Origin of the sequence: Enterobacter cloacae complex sp. EB5, assembly GCF_031432835.1 — a bacterium.
GTDB classification, from domain to species: Bacteria; Pseudomonadota; Gammaproteobacteria; order Enterobacterales; family Enterobacteriaceae; genus Enterobacter; species Enterobacter hormaechei_C.
Genome location: NZ_CP133860.1, coordinates 2,884,027 through 2,900,563, shown reverse-complemented (window position 1 = coordinate 2,900,563; position 16,537 = coordinate 2,884,027). Strand labels below are relative to the sequence as shown.

15 protein-coding genes and 1 other RNA gene are annotated in these 16,537 nt (G+C 57.5%); 4 read left to right on the top strand and 12 right to left on the bottom strand.

Going from position 1 to position 16,537, the window contains the following annotated elements; genetic code table 11:
• Positions 1-14: 14 nt before the first annotated feature.
• The 7 genes from gcvP to RHN82_RS13845 all read right to left on the bottom strand — a co-directional run bounded on the left by gcvP (position 15) and on the right by RHN82_RS13845 (position 9,234).
• Positions 15-2,888 carry an aminomethyl-transferring glycine dehydrogenase gene (gene gcvP / locus RHN82_RS13875; protein ID WP_017692709.1) on the bottom strand — a complete coding sequence of 958 codons (2,874 nt, stop codon included), beginning with the start codon at positions 2,886-2,888 and terminating at the stop codon, positions 15-17.
• 127 nt (positions 2,889-3,015) lie between these two features.
• Positions 3,016-3,405, bottom strand: a complete 390-nt coding sequence (gene gcvH / locus RHN82_RS13870; protein WP_006811885.1) for a glycine cleavage system protein GcvH — start codon at positions 3,403-3,405, stop codon at positions 3,016-3,018.
• 23 nt (positions 3,406-3,428) lie between these two features.
• Positions 3,429-4,523: a glycine cleavage system aminomethyltransferase GcvT gene (gcvT, locus tag RHN82_RS13865; RefSeq protein ID WP_047050793.1), complete on the bottom strand. Its 1,095-nt coding sequence runs from the start codon at positions 4,521-4,523 to the stop codon at positions 3,429-3,431.
• A 397-nt stretch (positions 4,524-4,920) separates the two neighbouring features.
• Entirely contained in the window at positions 4,921-6,123 is a 1,203-nt protein-coding gene (gene ubiI / locus RHN82_RS13860) for an FAD-dependent 2-octaprenylphenol hydroxylase (RefSeq protein WP_047050791.1), read from the bottom strand.
• A 12-nt stretch (positions 6,124-6,135) separates the two neighbouring features.
• On the bottom strand, positions 6,136-7,314 hold the full coding sequence (ubiH, locus tag RHN82_RS13855) for a 2-octaprenyl-6-methoxyphenyl hydroxylase (RefSeq protein WP_047050790.1): 1,179 nt from the start codon (positions 7,312-7,314) through the stop codon (positions 6,136-6,138).
• The gene (gene pepP / locus RHN82_RS13850; RefSeq protein ID WP_100245288.1) at positions 7,311-8,624 is read right to left on the bottom strand and encodes a Xaa-Pro aminopeptidase; all 1,314 of its coding nucleotides are present in this window, start codon (positions 8,622-8,624) and stop codon (positions 7,311-7,313) included. Before pepP ends, ubiH begins: the two co-directional genes overlap by 4 nt.
• A 31-nt stretch (positions 8,625-8,655) precedes the next feature.
• Complete coding sequence (locus RHN82_RS13845; RefSeq protein ID WP_003860099.1) at positions 8,656-9,234, bottom strand: YecA family protein; 579 nt, start codon at positions 9,232-9,234, stop codon at positions 8,656-8,658.
• A gap of 167 nt (positions 9,235-9,401) precedes the next feature.
• Between RHN82_RS13845 and zapA the strand changes: the two genes are divergently transcribed.
• From zapA to RHN82_RS13830, 3 genes are all read left to right on the top strand, one after another.
• Positions 9,402-9,731 (top strand): cell division protein ZapA, encoded by a 330-nt coding sequence (zapA, locus tag RHN82_RS13840; RefSeq protein WP_003860096.1) that lies wholly within the window; start codon positions 9,402-9,404, stop codon positions 9,729-9,731.
• Positions 9,732-9,772: 41 nt separating this feature from the next.
• A non-coding RNA gene (ssrS, locus tag RHN82_RS13835) (6S RNA) lies at positions 9,773-9,956 on the top strand.
• 24 nt (positions 9,957-9,980) lie between these two features.
• Complete coding sequence (locus RHN82_RS13830; RefSeq protein ID WP_047050786.1) at positions 9,981-10,577, top strand: 5-formyltetrahydrofolate cyclo-ligase; 597 nt, start codon at positions 9,981-9,983, stop codon at positions 10,575-10,577.
• Between the two features lie 107 nt (positions 10,578-10,684).
• On the opposite strand, the gene serA is transcribed toward RHN82_RS13830, so the two are convergent.
• Together serA and rpiA are read right to left on the bottom strand one after the other, a co-directional pair.
• Complete coding sequence (serA, locus tag RHN82_RS13825; protein ID WP_015571805.1) at positions 10,685-11,917, bottom strand: phosphoglycerate dehydrogenase; 1,233 nt, start codon at positions 11,915-11,917, stop codon at positions 10,685-10,687.
• A gap of 265 nt (positions 11,918-12,182) precedes the next feature.
• Complete coding sequence (gene rpiA / locus RHN82_RS13820; RefSeq protein WP_003860091.1) at positions 12,183-12,842, bottom strand: ribose-5-phosphate isomerase RpiA; 660 nt, start codon at positions 12,840-12,842, stop codon at positions 12,183-12,185.
• Positions 12,843-12,969: 127 nt separating this feature from the next.
• Here rpiA and argP point away from each other — a divergent pair, with 127 nt between their 5' ends.
• On the top strand, positions 12,970-13,863 hold the full coding sequence (argP, locus tag RHN82_RS13815) for a DNA-binding transcriptional regulator ArgP (protein WP_003860089.1): 894 nt from the start codon (positions 12,970-12,972) through the stop codon (positions 13,861-13,863).
• A gap of 42 nt (positions 13,864-13,905) precedes the next feature.
• On the opposite strand, the gene RHN82_RS13810 is transcribed toward argP, so the two are convergent.
• The 3 genes from RHN82_RS13810 to mscS form a co-directional block, all read right to left on the bottom strand.
• Entirely contained in the window at positions 13,906-14,628 is a 723-nt protein-coding gene (locus RHN82_RS13810; RefSeq protein ID WP_047050785.1) for an oxidative stress defense protein, read from the bottom strand.
• 92 nt (positions 14,629-14,720) lie between these two features.
• Complete coding sequence (argO, locus tag RHN82_RS13805) at positions 14,721-15,356, bottom strand: arginine exporter ArgO (RefSeq protein ID WP_003860085.1); 636 nt, start codon at positions 15,354-15,356, stop codon at positions 14,721-14,723.
• A 145-nt stretch (positions 15,357-15,501) separates the two neighbouring features.
• A complete protein-coding gene (gene mscS, locus RHN82_RS13800; RefSeq protein WP_047050783.1) occupies positions 15,502-16,356 on the bottom strand; it encodes a small-conductance mechanosensitive channel MscS in 855 nt (284 codons plus the stop codon).
• Positions 16,357-16,537 lie beyond the last annotated feature (181 nt).

Sequence of the window (16,537 nt, the reverse complement as noted above, 5' to 3'; positions counted from 1 at the left end):
CTACAGGAACAACATTACTGGTATTCGCTCATCGGTACGCAGGAGCAGAACAGGTTACGGTCGCCGTAAACATCATCAAGACGTTTCACGGTTGGCCAGTATTTGTTTGCCACACCTGCCGGGAAGACAGCCAGTTCGCGGGTATAACCATGGTTCCACTCTGCCACCAGTTCGTTCTGGGTATGCGGCGCGTTCACCAGCGGGTTATCTTCCAGCGTCCACTCCCCGCCTTTCACGCGGTCGATTTCGCTGCGGATCGCCAGCATCGCGTCGATAAAGCGATCCAGCTCCACCTTGCTTTCAGATTCAGTCGGCTCAACCATCAGCGTTCCCGCAACCGGGAAGGACATGGTTGGCGCGTGGAAGCCGTAGTCGATCAGGCGCTTGGCAATATCCAGCTCGCTGATGCCCGTCTCTTCTTTCAGAGGACGAATATCGAGGATGCATTCGTGCGCCACGCGACCGTCGCGGCCGGTGTAGAGCACCGGATAGGCGTCCTTCAGACGCGTTGCGATGTAGTTGGCGTTGAGGATCGCCACCTGGCTGGCCTGCTTCAGCCCTTCCGCGCCCATCATGCGGATGTACATCCAGCTGATTGGCAGGATAGAGGCGCTGCCGAACGGTGCCGCAGAGACCGCGCCCTGACGGGTCAGCATGCCTTCGATCTGCACCACGCTGTGGCCTGGGACAAACGGCGCCAGGTGCGCCTTCACGCCGATAGGACCCATCCCCGGGCCGCCACCGCCGTGCGGAATGCAGAACGTTTTATGCAGGTTCAGGTGCGACACGTCCGCGCCAATAAAGCCCGGAGAGGTGATGCCCACCTGGGCGTTCATGTTTGCGCCGTCGAGGTAAACCTGGCCGCCGAACTGATGCACCACTTCACACACTTCACGGATAGTTTCTTCGTACACGCCGTGGGTGGACGGGTAGGTCACCATAATGCAGGAGAGTTTGTCGCCCGCCTGCTCGGCTTTGGCGCGCAGGTCGGCCAGATCGATGTTGCCGTTTTTGTCGCACGCCACAACCACCACTTCCATTCCTGCCATCTGGGCAGAAGCCGGGTTGGTACCGTGGGCAGAGCTTGGGATCAGGCAGATATCACGGTGGCCTTCATTGCGGCTTTCGTGATAGTGACGGATCGCCAGCAGGCCCGCGTATTCACCCTGCGCACCGGAGTTCGGCTGCATGCAGAGCGCGTCGTACCCGGTCAGCTTCACCAGCCAGTCGGAGAGCTGGTTGATCATCATGTGATAACCTTCCGCCTGCTCAGCCGGGCAGAACGGGTGCAGCTCAGAGAATTCAGGCCAGGTAATTGGGATCATCTCAGCCGCGGCGTTCAGCTTCATGGTGCAGGAGCCCAGCGGGATCATCGCCTGGTTCAGCGCCAGATCTTTACGTTCCAGAGAGTGCATGTAACGCATCATCTCGGTTTCGCTGTGATAGCGGTTGAACACCGGGTGAGTCAGGATCGCGTCGTCGCGCAGCATGCTTTCCTGAATGGAGCGGCTGTCGAGCGCAACCTCTTTGTCGAGCGTATCAACGTCCAGACCGTGTGCGTCACCCAGCAATACGTTGAACAGGGTCAGGATATCGTCACGGGTGGTGCTTTCGTCCAGCGTAATGCCGACCGCATTGTGAATGTCGCTGCGCAGGTTGATTTGCGCTGCCTCGGCGCGCGCCAGCACGGCCGCTTTGTCTGCCACCTCGACGCACAGGGTATCGAAATAGTGTTCATGACGCAGTCTGAGACCTTTCTGTTGCAGACCGCAGGCCAGGATATCGGCCAGACGGTGGATGCGGCTGGCAATACGTTTCAGGCCAGCCGGACCGTGGAACACCGCGTACAGGCTGGCAATGTTAGCCAGCAGCACCTGCGAGGTACAGATGTTGGAGTTCGCTTTCTCGCGGCGGATATGCTGCTCGCGGGTCTGCATCGCCATGCGCAGCGCGGTGTTACCGGCGGCATCTTTCGATACGCCGATAATACGGCCTGGCATGGAACGTTTAAATTCATCTTTCGCGCCAAAGAACGCCGCGTGCGGGCCGCCGTAGCCCATCGGCACGCCGAAACGCTGGGCTGAGCCGAAGACAATATCCGCGCCCTGTTTACCTGGCGCCGTCAGCAGCACCAGCGCCATAAAATCAGCGGCGACGCTAACAATAACCTTACGGGATTTCAGCTCGGCGATCAGTGCGCCGTAGTCGTGCACTTCCCCGGTAGTGCCCACCTGCTGCAACAGCACGCCGAAGACGTCCTGGTGATCCAGCACTTTTTCAGCGTCGTCGACAATCACTTCAAAGCCGAAGGTTTCCGCACGGGTGCGCACCACGTCCAGCGTCTGGGGATGCACGTCCGCCGCGACGAAGAAGCGGTTGGCGTTTTTCAGCTTGCTCACGCGCTTCGCCATCGCCATCGCTTCGGCGGCGGCGGTCGCTTCATCCAGCAGCGAGGCAGAGGCGATATCCATACCGGTCAGATCCAGCGTCACCTGCTGGAAGTTCAGCAGCGCTTCCAGACGGCCCTGGGAGACTTCTGGCTGATACGGGGTGTAAGCGGTGTACCAGCCCGGGTTTTCCAGCATGTTACGCAGGATCACCGGCGGTAGCTGCACGTTGGTGTAGCCCATGCCAATGTAAGACTTATAGCGCTTGTTAAGGCCGGCGATGGCCTTCAGCTCCGCCAGCGCGGCGAACTCCGTCGTGGACTCGCCTACCTGCGGCGGCGTAGCAAGCTGGATGTCTTTTGGCACGATCTGGCCGATCAGTGCGTTTAATGAATCCGCGCCAACTGTCTTCAGCATCTCCTGCTGTTGCTGAGCATCCGGCCCAATGTGACGTTCAATGAAAGCGCCACGGTTTTCAAGCTGGCTTAAAGTCTGTGTCATGAGCGATGGTTCCTGAAACGTGCAGTGAATCGTAGTTATCTGTAACGCTGTTGCCCGGTGGCGCTAACGCTTACCGTGCCTACGTTGACCTGTAGGCCGGATAAGCGCAGCGCCATCCGGCACAACGTTATTCGTCTTCCAGTAGTGCTTCGTACGCGGTCGCATCCAGCAGCGCGGCAACCTGCGCTTCGTCGCTGGCTTTGATCTTGAAGATCCAGCCGCCTTCATACGGTTCGCTGTTGACCAGCTCCGGGGAGTCGCTCAGCGCGTCGTTCACGGCAACAATTTCACCGCTTACCGGGGCGTAGATGTCAGAGGCCGCTTTAACGGATTCCGCCACCGCACAGTCGTCGCCTGCGCTCACGGTTGCGCCCACTTCCGGCAGGTCAACAAACACCATGTCGCCCAGCAGCTCCTGCGCGTGCTCGGTGATCCCAACGGTGTAAGTGCCGTCCGCCTCTTTGCGCAGCCACTCGTGTTCTTTGCTGTATTTCAGTTCTGCTGGCACATTGCTCATTGAAGTTCTCCTGATAAAAATAGTTAGGCGACCGGCTTACCGGCGCGAACAAAAATCGGTTTGGTCACGTTGACCGGCATTTCGCGGTTGCGGATCTGCACCACCGCCGTATCGCCAATCCCCGCCGGCACGCGTGCCAGGGCAATACTGTAGCCGAGCGTCGGGGAGAACGTTCCGCTGGTGATCACGCCTTCGCGATGATTGCCATCGGCATCGGTGAAGCGCACCGGCAGCTCGCCGCGCAGCACGCCTTTTTCTTTCATCACCAGGCCAACCAGCTGTTCAGTGCCTTTCTCGCGCTGCATCTCCAGCGCTTCACGACCAATAAATTCACGGTCAGCCGGTTCCCATGCGATGGTCCAGCCCATGTTGGCGGCCAGCGGAGAGACGCCTTCGTCCATCTCCTGACCGTAGAGGTTCATCCCCGCTTCCAGACGCAGCGTATCGCGCGCGCCCAGGCCCGCAGGCTTCACGCCCGCCTCCACCAGCGCACGCCAGAAATCAGCGGCCTTCTCGTTTGGCATGGCAATTTCGTAGCCCGCTTCACCGGTGTAGCCGGTGGTGGCGATAAACAGCTCCCCCGCCTGCACGCCGAAGAACGGCTTCATGCCCTCGGTGGCTTTGCGCTGCTCGTCGCTGAACAGAGAGGCGGCTTTCGCCTGGGCGTTTGGCCCCTGCACGGCAATCAGCGACAGATCGTCACGGACGGTGATGTCAATGGCGTAAGGTTCAGCGTGTTGGGAAATCCAGGAGAGGTCTTTTTCGCGTGTGGCGGAGTTTACAACGAGGCGGAAGAAATCTTCGGTGAAGTAGTAGACGATGAGGTCGTCAATCACGCCGCCAGAGGCATTGAGCATGCCGGTATAGAGCGCTTTGCCCGGCGTTTTCAGTTTGGCGACGTCGTTTGCCAGCAGATAACGCAAAAACTCCCGGGTGCGGCTACCGCGCAGGTCGACAATCGTCATATGAGACACGTCGAACATACCGGCATCGATGCGCACCGCGTGGTGCTCATCAATCTGCGAGCCGTAGTGCAGCGGCATCATCCAGCCGTGGAAGTCCACCATGCGGGCGCCGCACAACACGTGCTGTTCGTACAAAGGAGTCTGTTGAGCCATCTTTTCCTCGTTGAAAAATTCACCGTGAAACCCGGTGTCGGCCTCGCGATCGGGGGCCGACGCAAACGTTCTCTTTTACCTGAACTTACCACCGAAACCGGCGGTTAACCATAAGGTAAAACGGGTCATCACATTAGCTTATGACCAAAAATCGCTGAAAAGCCTACAGAGTTATTCACTGGGAAAATGCGATTAACCCCGCATAAAATTAACAATGATCTAACAGGATTTAGCAGATGGTGATATTTCATGCGGAAAAACGGGCCGAATTTCCGTAACATAAAAATAGTAAGATTAGATTTTCTAATGCGAAAAATGACGTGAAATTAGATTATTTCAAACGAGGAAATTTCCCCGGCGCGGAGGCCGGGAAAATAAAGTGTGACGGGGATCGAGATTAACGTAACCAGTCGGGAAGATCGTTGAGGCCCATTGCCTGACGAAGAAGCTGCGGTTTTACGCCGGGAAGGGTGTCGGCCAGTTTGAGACCGATATCGCGCAGCAGTTTTTTCGCCGGATTCGCTCCGGCAAACAGCTCGCGGAAACCCTGCATCCCCGCCAGCATCATCGCCGCGCTGTGTTTACGGCTGCGCTCGTAGCGACGCAGATACAGATGCTGACCAATATCCTTGCCTTCCCGATGCAGGCGACGCAGCTCTTCAACCAGCTCAGCCGCGTCCATAAAGCCGAGGTTCACCCCCTGCCCGGCCAGCGGATGAATGGTATGCGCCGCATCCCCCACCAGCGCCAGACGGTGCGCGGCAAACTGACGCGCGTAGCGACCGGTTAACGGAAACGTCTGGCGTTCGCTTTCAAGCGTGCACAGGCCCAGACGGTTATCAAACGCCACGCATAGCGCCTGACTGAAGGCATCCGGCGTCGCCTCCTGCATCTGCTGCGCTTTCTCCGGCTCTAAGGACCAGACGATGGAGCAGAGATGCGGATCGGCAAGCGGCAGGAAGGCCAGAATGCCGTCATTATGGAAAATCTGGCGCGCCACGCCGCCGTGCGGCTCTTCGGTGCGGATTGTTGCCACCAACGCGTGATGGCGGTAATCCCAGAAGGTCAGCGGAATATCCGCTTTGTTACGCAGCCAGGAATTGGCGCCGTCGGCACCCACCACCAGACGCGCGGTCAGCATGTCGCCACTTTCAAGAGTGATAAACGCGTCGTTTTCGCCCCACGCCACCTGCTGAAGTTTCGCCGGTGCGATCAGCGTGACATCGCTGCACTGCTGCGCTTTCTGCCACAGCGCGTGGTGGATCACCGCGTTTTCAACGATGTGTCCAAGGTGGCTGTAGCCCATGCTTTCATCGTCAAACGCGATACGGCCGAAGCTGTCTTTATCCCACACTTCCATGCCATGGTAACAGCTGGCACGCAGCGCCACGATTTCAGACCAGACGCCAAGGTGCGTCAGTAGCTTTTCGCTGGCGGCATTGATCGCCGAAACACGCAGCTCCGGCGGTGCATCCTGCGCCACAGGCTGCGGCGCTTTTTGCTCAAGCACGGCCACGCGCAGGCCGCTGCCCTGTAAACCACAGGCCAGCGCCAGTCCTACCATTCCGCCGCCCACAATGGCGACATCAACATTTTGCACGGTCAATACTCCTTAACGCGCGACCCAACCCAGGGTCCGCTGCGCCAGCACGTCACGTGCCGGAATGAACAGTTCCATCGCCATCAGCCCAAGGTTGCGACCCGCAACCAGCGGTGCCCAGCGATTGGCAAACAGGTGGACTAAACCGTCGGTGACGCCAATGGTCGCCGCTTTGTCCGCCTGGCGTCGTTTCTGGTAATGGCTCAGCACTGAGTATGCGTCACAATCCTGTTGTTCGCTCCACGTCCGGGCCAGTAGCTCGGCCAGGCTCATTACGTCACGGAGGCCAAGGTTGAAGCCTTGCCCGGCGATAGGGTGCAGCGTCTGCGCGGCGTTGCCGACCAGAGCGACACGATGGGAGACAGTCTGCGATGCGGTCGTCAGCGCGAGCGGATAGGCCACGCGTTTTCCGGCGTGGGTGATGCGCCCAAGCCGCCAGCCGAAGGCCTTTTGCAGCTCGGAACAAAAACGTTCGTCGGACCAGGAGAGAACCTCATCGGCCCGATCCTGCGCATGGCACCATACCAGCGAGCAGCGCCCGTTCGACATCGGCAGCATGGCCAGCGGGCCGTGCGCCGTGAAGCGCTCAAATGCCCTGCCGTTATGCGCGCCAGCCGTAGAGACATTAGCGATGACCGCCACCTGCCCATAAGGTTCAGAGCGCCATTCGACGCCGCACTGCGTGGCGATCGCGGAGCGTGAACCATCCGCCGCCACCAGCAGTTGCCCCTCCAGCGTGGTGCCGTTGTCCAGCGTCACGCTGACGGCCTCGTCACGACGGCTAAAGTTGGCGACGCGCGCCGGACAGTGCAGCGTGACGCCAGGCGCGTCCTGTAACAGACGGAACAGCCGCAGCCCTACGTCATGCAGCTCGACAACCTGCCCCAGCGCCTCGATCCGGTAATCGTGGGCATCCAGCGTCACAAACCCCGCATGCCCGCGATCGCTGACGTGAACGGTGCCGATCGCCGTTGCGCAATCCGCTATCGCCTGCCAGATCCCAATACGCGCAAGCTGCTGACAGGTTCCCTGCGCCAGCGCGATAGCGCGGGCGTCGAAACCGGGATGATCGGCCGCCTGCGGCGCGACCGCCTCGACGAGATGCACCGGAAGCTGGCCCTGGGTTAACTGCGAAATAGCCAGCGCCAGAGTAGCGCCGGTCATGCCTCCGCCAACAATGATTACGCTCATCCGCGTGCCGCCGCCATCAGCGCCTCGATGTCGTCGGCTTTTTTCACCACGGTCGCGGTCAGGTTTTCGTTACCGGTTTCGGTGATGACGATGTCATCTTCAATACGAATGCCGATCCCGCGGTACTGTTCCGGCACGTCGGCATCCGGCGCGATGTACAGCCCCGGCTCAACGGTCAGCACCATGCCAGGCTCCAGCACGCGCGAACGTTCCGGACCGTATGCGCCGACGTCATGCACATCCAGCCCCAGCCAGTGGCTCAGGCCGTGCATAAAGTACGGACGATGGGCGTTTTCGGTTATAAGGGTGTCCACATCGCCTTTCAGAATGCCGAGCTTCACCAGCCCGGTAATCATGATGCGCACCACCTCGCCCGTAACCTCCTGGATGGAGGTGCCAGGGCGGAACAGCGTCAGCGCGGTCTCCAGAGACTCAAGCACGATGTCATAGATTTCACGCTGCGCGGTGGTGAATTTACCGTTCACCGGGAAGGTACGGGTGATGTCGCCCGCGTAACCCTGATATTCACAGCCGGCGTCAATCAGCACCAGATCGCCGTCGCGCAGTTCACTTTCGTTTTCGGTGTAGTGCAGAATGCAGCCATTTTCCCCGCCGCCTACGATGGTGTTATAGGACGGGAAGCGCGCGCCGTGACGGTTAAATTCATGGTGAATTTCGCCTTCAAGCTGGTACTCGAACATACCGGGACGGCACTTTTCCATGGCGCGGGTATGCGCCAGGGCGCTGATTTCGCCCGCGCGGCGCATCACGTTCAGCTCTTCGTCAGACTTAAACAGGCGCATCTCATGCACCATCGGTCGCCAGTCCGTCAGGGTGGCGGGTGCAGACAAATTCTGACGTGAGCCTTTACGCAGCTTATCCAGCGCGGTGAAAACAATGTCATCCGCATACGCGTATTCGCCCTGCGCGTGATAGAGCACGTCCAGACCGTTCAGCAGTTGGTAGAGCTGCTGGTTGATTTCGCTGTAGGCCAGCGCGCGGTCCACACCCAGTTTTTCTGGCGCCGCCTCCTGCCCTAAGCGGCGACCAAACCAGATTTCCGCGGTCAGATCGCGCACGCGGTTAAAAATCACGCTGTGGTTGTGGGTGTCATTGCTTTTAATCAGCACCAGTACCGCTTCCGGCTCGTTAAACCCGGTGAAGTACCAGAAATCACTGCTCTGGCGATAGGGGTATTCGCTGTCGGCGCTGCGCGTCACTTCCGGCGCGGCGAAAATCAGGGCAGCGCTTCCCGGCTGCATTTTCGCCAGCAGCGCCTGACGACGGCGAGAATACTCTTGACTGGAGATAACCATGACACCCTCCTGTGCGTTATTTTTCTTAGTGTAATGTTGGCTTGCGAACTTCCGGCGCGGTCGGCTGCGAGCGCGTAAAGTTGTCGTGACACAGCAGAGACGCCACGCGCACGTACTCGATAATCTCTTCGAGAGACATCTCCAGCTCTTCCTGGTCTTCGTCTTCATCGTAGCCGAGCTGGGCGATGTTACGCAGATCGTCGATCGCTTCACCCGCTTCGCCGGTCACTTTATCCAGTTTAGGCTGGGTTACGCCCAGGCCAAGCAGATAGTGATTTACCCAACCCGCAAGCGCATCAGCGCGATCGAAGACGCTGACATCGTCGCCTTCAGGCAGATAAAGCTGAAAAAGAAAGCCATCGTCTTCCAGGGAATCGCTGGTTGCGGCGTGCATTTTACGCAGCGCTTCCGCCAGTTCGTGGCCAAACGCCAGCCCTTCGTTGGTGAGGTCGTGGATCAGCGGCTGCCATGAGCTGTCGCTGTTTCCGCCGCACAGTATGCCGCTGATCAGACCGTGCATTTCGGCAGGGGTCAGACCGACTCCCTGCTGGTTCAGTAACTGGTTTAAATCCTTGTAACCAGGCATTTCGTTCTGTATAGACATACGCATTCGTCATCAAAGGGAGGATATTCATGATATGCTACCACTTTGGACCCTGGTGATACCAGAAAAGGGCTTGTATCTTCACATCAGGGTAGCTATAGTGTCGCCCCTTCGCAGCCCCCGGGGCAGTAAGCGAAGGCAGCGCAGTCAATCAGCAGGAAGGTGGCATGTCTGCACAACCCGTCGATCTCCAGATTTTTGGCCGTTCACTGCGAGTGAATTGTCCGCCTGAACAAAGGGATGCCTTGAATCAGGCTGCGGACGATTTGAATCAGCGGTTGCAAGATCTAAAAGAACGCACTAGAGTCACAAATACTGAGCAGCTGGTTTTCATCGCCGCGTTGAACATCAGCTATGAACTGACTCAGGAAAAAGCGAAGACCCGCGATTACGCGGCAAGCATGGAGCAGCGCATTAAAATGCTCCAGCAGACCATAGAACAGGCATTGCTTGATCAAGGTCGCAGTCCCGAAAGACCGGGACCAAAGTTTGAATAACACTTCTCAGTTGACTATGGTAGAGTAACTGTGAAGACAAAATTTCTCTGAGATGTTCGCAAGCGGGCCAGTCCCCTGAGCCGATATTTCATACCACAAGAATGTGGCGCTCCATGGTTGGTGAGCATGCTCGGTTCGTCCGAGAAGCCTTAAAACTATGACGACACATTCACCTTGAACCAAGGGTTCAAGGGTTACAGCCTGCGGCGGCATCTCGGAGATTCCCTCTCTTTTCTTCTACCGACTACCATGACTCAATTCCCTGAAGTTTCTGCTTCACGCCAGGACATCCGTCAGCTTATTCGCCAGCGTCGTCGCGCCTTAAGCGCCGAGCAACAGGCACAGTTTGCCCAGCAGGCCGCCGCCCGCATGATGGCCTATCCGCCTGTAGTGATGGCCAACACCGTCGCCCTGTTTCTCTCGTTTGACGGTGAGCTGGATACCCAACCGCTTATCGACCAGCTCTGGCGCGCCGGGAAAAAAGTTTACCTGCCGGTTCTGCATCCCTTTAGCCCGGGCAATCTGCTGTTTCTGCACTATCATCCGCACAGCGAGCTGGTGGTGAATCGTCTGAAAATCACCGAACCCAAACTCGACGTGCGCGACGTACTGCCGCTTTCCGGGCTGGATGTGCTGATTACGCCGCTGGTGGCGTTTGACGAGCAGGGCCAGCGATTAGGCATGGGCGGGGGATTCTATGACAGGACGCTACAAAACTGGCAGCAGTATGGATTGCAGCCGGTGGGCTATGCGCATGATTGCCAGGCTGTAGAAGCCTTGCCGGTGGAGAAGTGGGATGTGCCGTTGCCGGCGGTGGTGACGCCATCGAAGTTGTGGGAGTGGTGAACCAAGCGTGCGGCCAGATGCCCTCACCCCAGCCCTCTCCCACAGGGAGAGGGTGAAAACATAAAAAACGGTAACTATCGTTACCGTTTTGCATTTACCTCGCACCATCAGTACAACAGGCGCGCGCGAATCGTCCCCGGAATGGCCTTCATGCTCTGCAATGCTTTCTCGGCGATGTCTTCATCCGCTTCGATATCAATCACCACATAACCCATCTGCGAGTTAGTTTGCAGATACTGCGCGGCAATGTTAACGCCCTGCTCGGCAAAGATCTGGTTGATGGCGGTCAGCACGCCAGGACGGTTTTCGTGGATGTGCAGCAGACGACGCCCACCGTGCAGCGGCAGAGACACCTCCGGGAAGTTCACCGCAGAGAGCGTTGAACCGTTGTCGGAATATTTGCTCAGTTTACCCGCCACTTCCAGGCCGATATTCTCCTGCGCTTCCTGAGTAGAACCGCCGATGTGCGGCGTCAGGATCACGTTGTCGAACTCGCACAGCGGAGAGGTGAACGGATCGCTGTTGGTGGCCGGTTCCGTCGGGAACACGTCAATCGCCGCACCCGCCAGATGCTTACGCTTCAGCGCGTCGCACAGCGCAGGAATGTCAACCACCGTACCGCGCGCGGCGTTGATCAGCAGAGCGCCCGGCTTCATCAGCGCCAGCTCCTCCGCCCCCATCATGTTTTTGGTGGACGCATTTTCCGGCACATGCAGGCTGACCACGTCGCTCATATTCAGCAGGTCAGAAAGATGCTGCACCTGCGTCGCGTTACCCAGCGGCAGCTTGCTTTCGATATCGTAGAAAAACACGTGCATGCCGAGGGATTCCGCCAGAATACCGAGCTGCGTACCGATGTGGCCGTAACCGATAATCCCGAGCTTTTTACCACGCGCTTCGTAGGAGCCCGCAGCCAGCTTATTCCACACGCCGCGGTGCGCTTTGGCGTTAGCTTCCGGAATGCCGCGAAGGAGCAGCAGCAGCTCGCCAATCACCAGCTCCGCCACGGAACGGGTGTTAGAGAACGGCGCGTTAAAGACCGGGATACCGCGTTTTGCGGCGGCATTCAGATCAACCTGATTGGTGCCGATGCAGAAACAGCCAATCGCCACCAGCTTTTCCGCCGCAGCAATAACGTCTTCAGTCAGTTGGGTACGGGATCGCAGGCCAATGAAATGGGCATCACGGATGGACGCTTTCAGCTCTTCAGTGTCCAGCGCGCCTTTGTGAAATTCGATGTTGGTGTAGCCTGCTGCGCGAAGGCTATCGAGCGCTTTCTGGTGCACGCCTTCAACCAGCAGGAATTTAATCTTGTCTTTCTCCAGTGATACCTTTGCCATTTACCCGACCCTGTTTTTATCTGAACTGATGTTGTGCTGGATATAAATCCCGTGCAGCCAACATATCAAAAAAAACTATTGCAGCAATATGAACGTTTGCGTCGGCACTCTGAAGAAAAGTCATACAGAGCAAAATGGCAGAGGAAAATGCTGCGGATAATTACGAACGTGGCAGGATCGGCAAAAGAGGCGGAAAAACGTGACACAAGTCACCGAATTTAGCTTTTCAAATTTTTTTAGCGGGGGGAGCGCTCCCCCCGTCAGATCATTTTACGATGGTTTTTACACCGTCAGCCGTGCCGATCAGCGCCACGTCCGCGCCACGGTTGGCAAATAACCCCACGGTAACGACGCCTGGAATGCCGTTGATCGCATTTTCCAGCGCAATGGCATCGAGGATCTCAAGGCCGTGAACGTCGAGGATCACGTTGCCGTTGTCGGTCACCACACCCTGACGGTATTCCGGACGACCACCCAGCTTCACCAGTTGACGTGCCACGGCGCTGCGCGCCATCGGGATCACTTCGACCGGCAGCGGGAAATTCCCCAGAATGTCGACCTGCTTGGAGGCGTCCGCGATGCAGATGAACTTATCCGCCACGGAAGCGATGATTTTTTCGCGGGTCAGCGCCGCGCCACCGCCTTTGATCATCTGCATATGGCCGTTGATTTCATCCGCGCCATCAACGTAAATGCCCAGACGGTCCACTTCGTTGAGGTCGAAAACGGTGATGCCGAGACTTTTCAGCTTTTCCGTGGAAGCATCGGAGCTGGAAACCGCGCCCTCGATCTGCCCCTTCATCGTGCCCAGCGCATCGATAAAGTGCGCCGCCGTCGACCCCGTACCAACACCGACAATGGTACCCGGCTGTACGTACTGGAGAGCGGCCCATCCTACTGCTTTTTTCAGTTCATCCTGCGTCATGATCGTTTTGCCTGTGGTGTGAAAACTCAGGGCGCATTATAGAACACGTCGAATGGATTTCGTCTGCCACGAAGGGAAAATTGTGTCATAGTGCAGATTAAGCAAAATTAAGGAGTCAGCCAGAGCAATGAAACGTCCGGACTACAGAACACTACAGGCACTTGATGCAGTTATTCGTGAACGCGGTTTTGAGCGCGCGGCGCAAAAGCTGTGCATCACCCAGTCCGCCGTATCACAGCGTATCAAACAGCTTGAAAACATGTTCGGGCAGCCGCTGCTGGTGCGTACCGTGCCGCCCCGTCCGACGGAGCAAGGACAAAAGCTCCTCGCCCTGCTGCGTCAGGTTGAACTGCTGGAAGATGAGTGGCTGGGCGATGAACAGACCGGCTCCACGCCGCTGCTACTGTCGCTGGCGGTGAACGCCGACAGTCTGGCAACCTGGCTGCTGCCGGCCCTTGCGCCGGTGCTGGCCGACTCCCCGATCCGCCTGAACCTCCAGGTTGAAGACGAAACCCGCACCCAGGAGCGCCTGCGCCGTGGCGAAGTGGTTGGGGCGGTCAGTATTCAGCCTCAGGCGCTGCCGAGCTGTCTGGTCGATCAACTGGGCGCGCTGGACTACCTGTTTGTCGGTTCAAAAGCCTTTGCCGAGCGCTACTTCCCGAACGGCGTGACCCGCGCCGCGCTGCTGAAAGCGCCTGCCGTCGCGTTCGACCATCTGGACGATATGCATCAGGCTTTCCTGCAACAAAACTTCGATCTGCCGCCGGGCAGCGTGCCGTGTCATATCGTTAACTCGTCCGAAGCCTTCGTACAGCTCGCGCGTCAGGGAACCACCTGCTGCATGATCCCGCATTTGCAGATTGAGAAAGAGTTGAAAAGCGGTGAGCTGATTGATTTAACCCCGGGGCTGTATCAGCGCCGGATGCTGTACTGGCACCGTTTTGCCCCGGAAAGCCGCATGATGCGCAACGTCACCGATGCGCTGCTGGCGTTTGGGCACAAGGTGTTAAGACAGGATTGAAAAACTAGCCGGGTGGCGGCTTCGCCTTACCCGGCCTACGGGTTACTGAGCGGGCTTTTCAGTCGGCTCCAGCTGGAACACCACATCAACCTGATCGTCGAACTGAATGGTTGGCTGCTCGTAGGTTTCCTGAGCAGAAACCGGCGCGGCGTCCGCCTTCATCATCCGCACCATCGGGCTTGGCTGGTAGTTTGAAACGTGGTAGCGCACGCTGTAAACCGGACCGAGCTTGCTCTTGAAGCCGGAAGCCAGCTGCTGCGCCTGATGAATGGCATCATCAATCGCCGCTTTACGCGCTTCGTCTTTATATTTCTCCGGTTGCGCAACGCCCAGCGAGACGGAACGAATTTCGTTCAGCCCTGCCTTCAGCGCACCATCCAGCAATCCGTTGAGCTTATCAAGCTGGCGTACAGTCACTTCCACAGTACGCACGGCGCGATAGCCTTTCAGGATGCTTTTGCCGTTCTGGTAGTCGTAATCCGGTTGGGTACGCAGGTTCGCAGAGCTGATGTCTTTTTTCGCGACACCGTTCTGTTCCAGGAAAGAGAGGTATTGCGCAACACGATCGTCTGCCTGTTTCTTGGCGGAAGCAGCATCATTCGCCGCCACGTTCACTTCAATTGCCAGGGTTGCAACATCCGGTACCGCATCCACGCTTGCCGTGCCTGAAGTGACAATGTGCGGGCCGTTTGGCAGTTCATTCGCCTGCACCGACACCGCACCTAAACTTACTAATGCCGCCAGGGCCATCACCTTAAACTTCACTGTCATTCCTCCATGTTGCGAAGAGTGCCCTGTTAACAGGGCTCATGCCAGCAAGCTTAGCGGGTCTTGTTCAGATGTCCATAAGACAACGCTTAGTTGAACAATCCCTGTACGTGATGAATGCCCTCTTTCGCCAGCTGGAAGGCAATAAACCACATCACCAACCCCACCAGGGTATTGATAATGCGCTGTGCTTTGGCGGTGCGCAGTCGTGGCGCCAGCCATGCCGCCAGGATCGCAAGACCAAAGAACCAGAGGAAGGAGGCGCTGACCGTACCGAGCGCAAACCAGCGCTTGGGCTCAACGTCCAGCTGTCCGCCCAGGCTGCCGAGCACCACGAACGTATCAAGATAAACGTGCGGGTTAAGCCACGTCACGGCGAGCATGGTGACGATAATCTTCCAGCGCCCTTGCTTCATCACTTCGGCGCTCGCCAGCTCAAGATTGCTGCTCATGGCCGTTTTCAGGGCGCCAAACCCGTACCACAGCAGAAACGCTACGCCGCCCCAGGTAACCAGCGCCAGCAGCCACGGCGACTGCATCAACAGGGCGCTGCCGCCAAAAATCCCGGCGCAAATCAGCAGCAGATCGCTCACCGCGCACAGCAGGGCAATCATCAGATGATACTGACGGCGAATGCCCTGGTTCATCACAAACGCATTTTGTGGTCCTAGCGGAAGGATCATGGCCGCGCCTAACGCAAGCCCCTGAAAATAATAAGATAACATGACGTAATTCTCGCAGAGTTGTCCTGGAGGCAGACTATACTGCGGGAACGACATTAGAGGAAATGGATAATATTAATTGGGTATTAGCCGGGCTAATAAAAGAAAAGCCCGGTGTCGCTGACGCTTACCGGGCCTACGGGAGACGTTACTCTGCTTCTTTGACTTTTTTGACGTTTACGTCCATCTGCGGGTACGGGAAGCTGATGCCGTTAGCATCGAAATCACGCTTGATGCGCTCCAGCACGTCCCAGTAAACGTTTTGCAGATCGCCGCTTTTGCTCCAGATGCGCACCACAAAATTAATGGATGACGCACCCAGCTCGTTCAGACGAACGGTCTGCTCGCGGTCCTTCAGAATACGATCGTCAGAGGCAATGATGTTGGCGATCAGCGACTTCACCTGATCGATATCGGAGTCGTACGCCACGCTGATGATCAGCTCGTTACGACGCACCGGCTCGCGGGAGAAGTTAATGATATTGCCCGCAATGATTTTCCCGTTCGGGACTACCACAATGCGACCATCCACGGTACGCAGGGTCGTAGAGAAAATCTGTACCTGCAACACGGTACCGGCAATACCGCCCAGATCCACATACTCACCGGAACGGAACGGACGGAAGGTCACCAGCAGTACGCCCGCCGCCAGGTTCGACAGCGAACCCTGCAATGCCAGACCAATGGCCAGACCGGCTGCACCGAGCACAGCGATGACGGATGCCGTCTGCACGCCGACACGCCCCAGCGCCGCAATCAGCGTAAAGGCGATGATGCCGTAACGGACCAGCGCGGAGAGGAAATCGGCGACTGTGGCATCAATGTGTCGTGCGACCATCACCCGGTTGACAGCGTTCGATACGATACGCGCCACGATCATCCCGACAATGATGATGGCAATAGCGGCAACAATATTCACGGCGTAGCTCAGCAGTAGCGCCTGGTTGCGCACCAGCCAGTTACCCGCGTTATTGATGCTGTCTACAACATCAAGTTGTTCCATTTATTCTTCCTTTTGCTAAACCAAAACACAAAATCTGTCCCTTAGGGGACAGGCAGGTCAGTAAAGGGTAAACAAAAAGAGCGGGTAATGCCAAACAGATCACAAAATCAGGTATTGCAGGATATTGAAAAAGCATAAAAAAAGGCCCGCATATGCGGACCTCTTGACGCTATGAACAGCT

What these genes read in the sequence shown, in the direction of transcription:
- gcvP (WP_017692709.1), bottom strand. Translation starts at nt 2,888, where the DNA reads ATGACACAGACTTTAAGCCAGCTTGAAAACCGTGGCGCTTTCATTGAA.
- gcvH (WP_006811885.1), bottom strand. Translation starts at nt 3,405, where the DNA reads ATGAGCAATGTGCCAGCAGAACTGAAATACAGCAAAGAACACGAGTGG.
- gcvT (WP_047050793.1), bottom strand. Translation starts at nt 4,523, where the DNA reads ATGGCTCAACAGACTCCTTTGTACGAACAGCACGTGTTGTGCGGCGCC.
- ubiH (WP_047050790.1), bottom strand. Translation starts at nt 7,314, where the DNA reads ATGAGCGTAATCATTGTTGGCGGAGGCATGACCGGCGCTACTCTGGCG.
- RHN82_RS13845 (WP_003860099.1), bottom strand. Translation starts at nt 9,234, where the DNA reads ATGTCTATACAGAACGAAATGCCTGGTTACAAGGATTTAAACCAGTTA.
- zapA (WP_003860096.1), top strand. Translation starts at nt 9,402, where the DNA reads ATGTCTGCACAACCCGTCGATCTCCAGATTTTTGGCCGTTCACTGCGA.
- RHN82_RS13830 (WP_047050786.1), top strand. Translation starts at nt 9,981, where the DNA reads ATGACTCAATTCCCTGAAGTTTCTGCTTCACGCCAGGACATCCGTCAG.
- serA (WP_015571805.1), bottom strand. Translation starts at nt 11,917, where the DNA reads ATGGCAAAGGTATCACTGGAGAAAGACAAGATTAAATTCCTGCTGGTT.
- rpiA (WP_003860091.1), bottom strand. Translation starts at nt 12,842, where the DNA reads ATGACGCAGGATGAACTGAAAAAAGCAGTAGGATGGGCCGCTCTCCAG.
- argP (WP_003860089.1), top strand. Translation starts at nt 12,970, where the DNA reads ATGAAACGTCCGGACTACAGAACACTACAGGCACTTGATGCAGTTATT.
- argO (WP_003860085.1), bottom strand. Translation starts at nt 15,356, where the DNA reads ATGTTATCTTATTATTTTCAGGGGCTTGCGTTAGGCGCGGCCATGATC.
- mscS (WP_047050783.1), bottom strand. Translation starts at nt 16,356, where the DNA reads ATGGAACAACTTGATGTTGTAGACAGCATCAATAACGCGGGTAACTGG.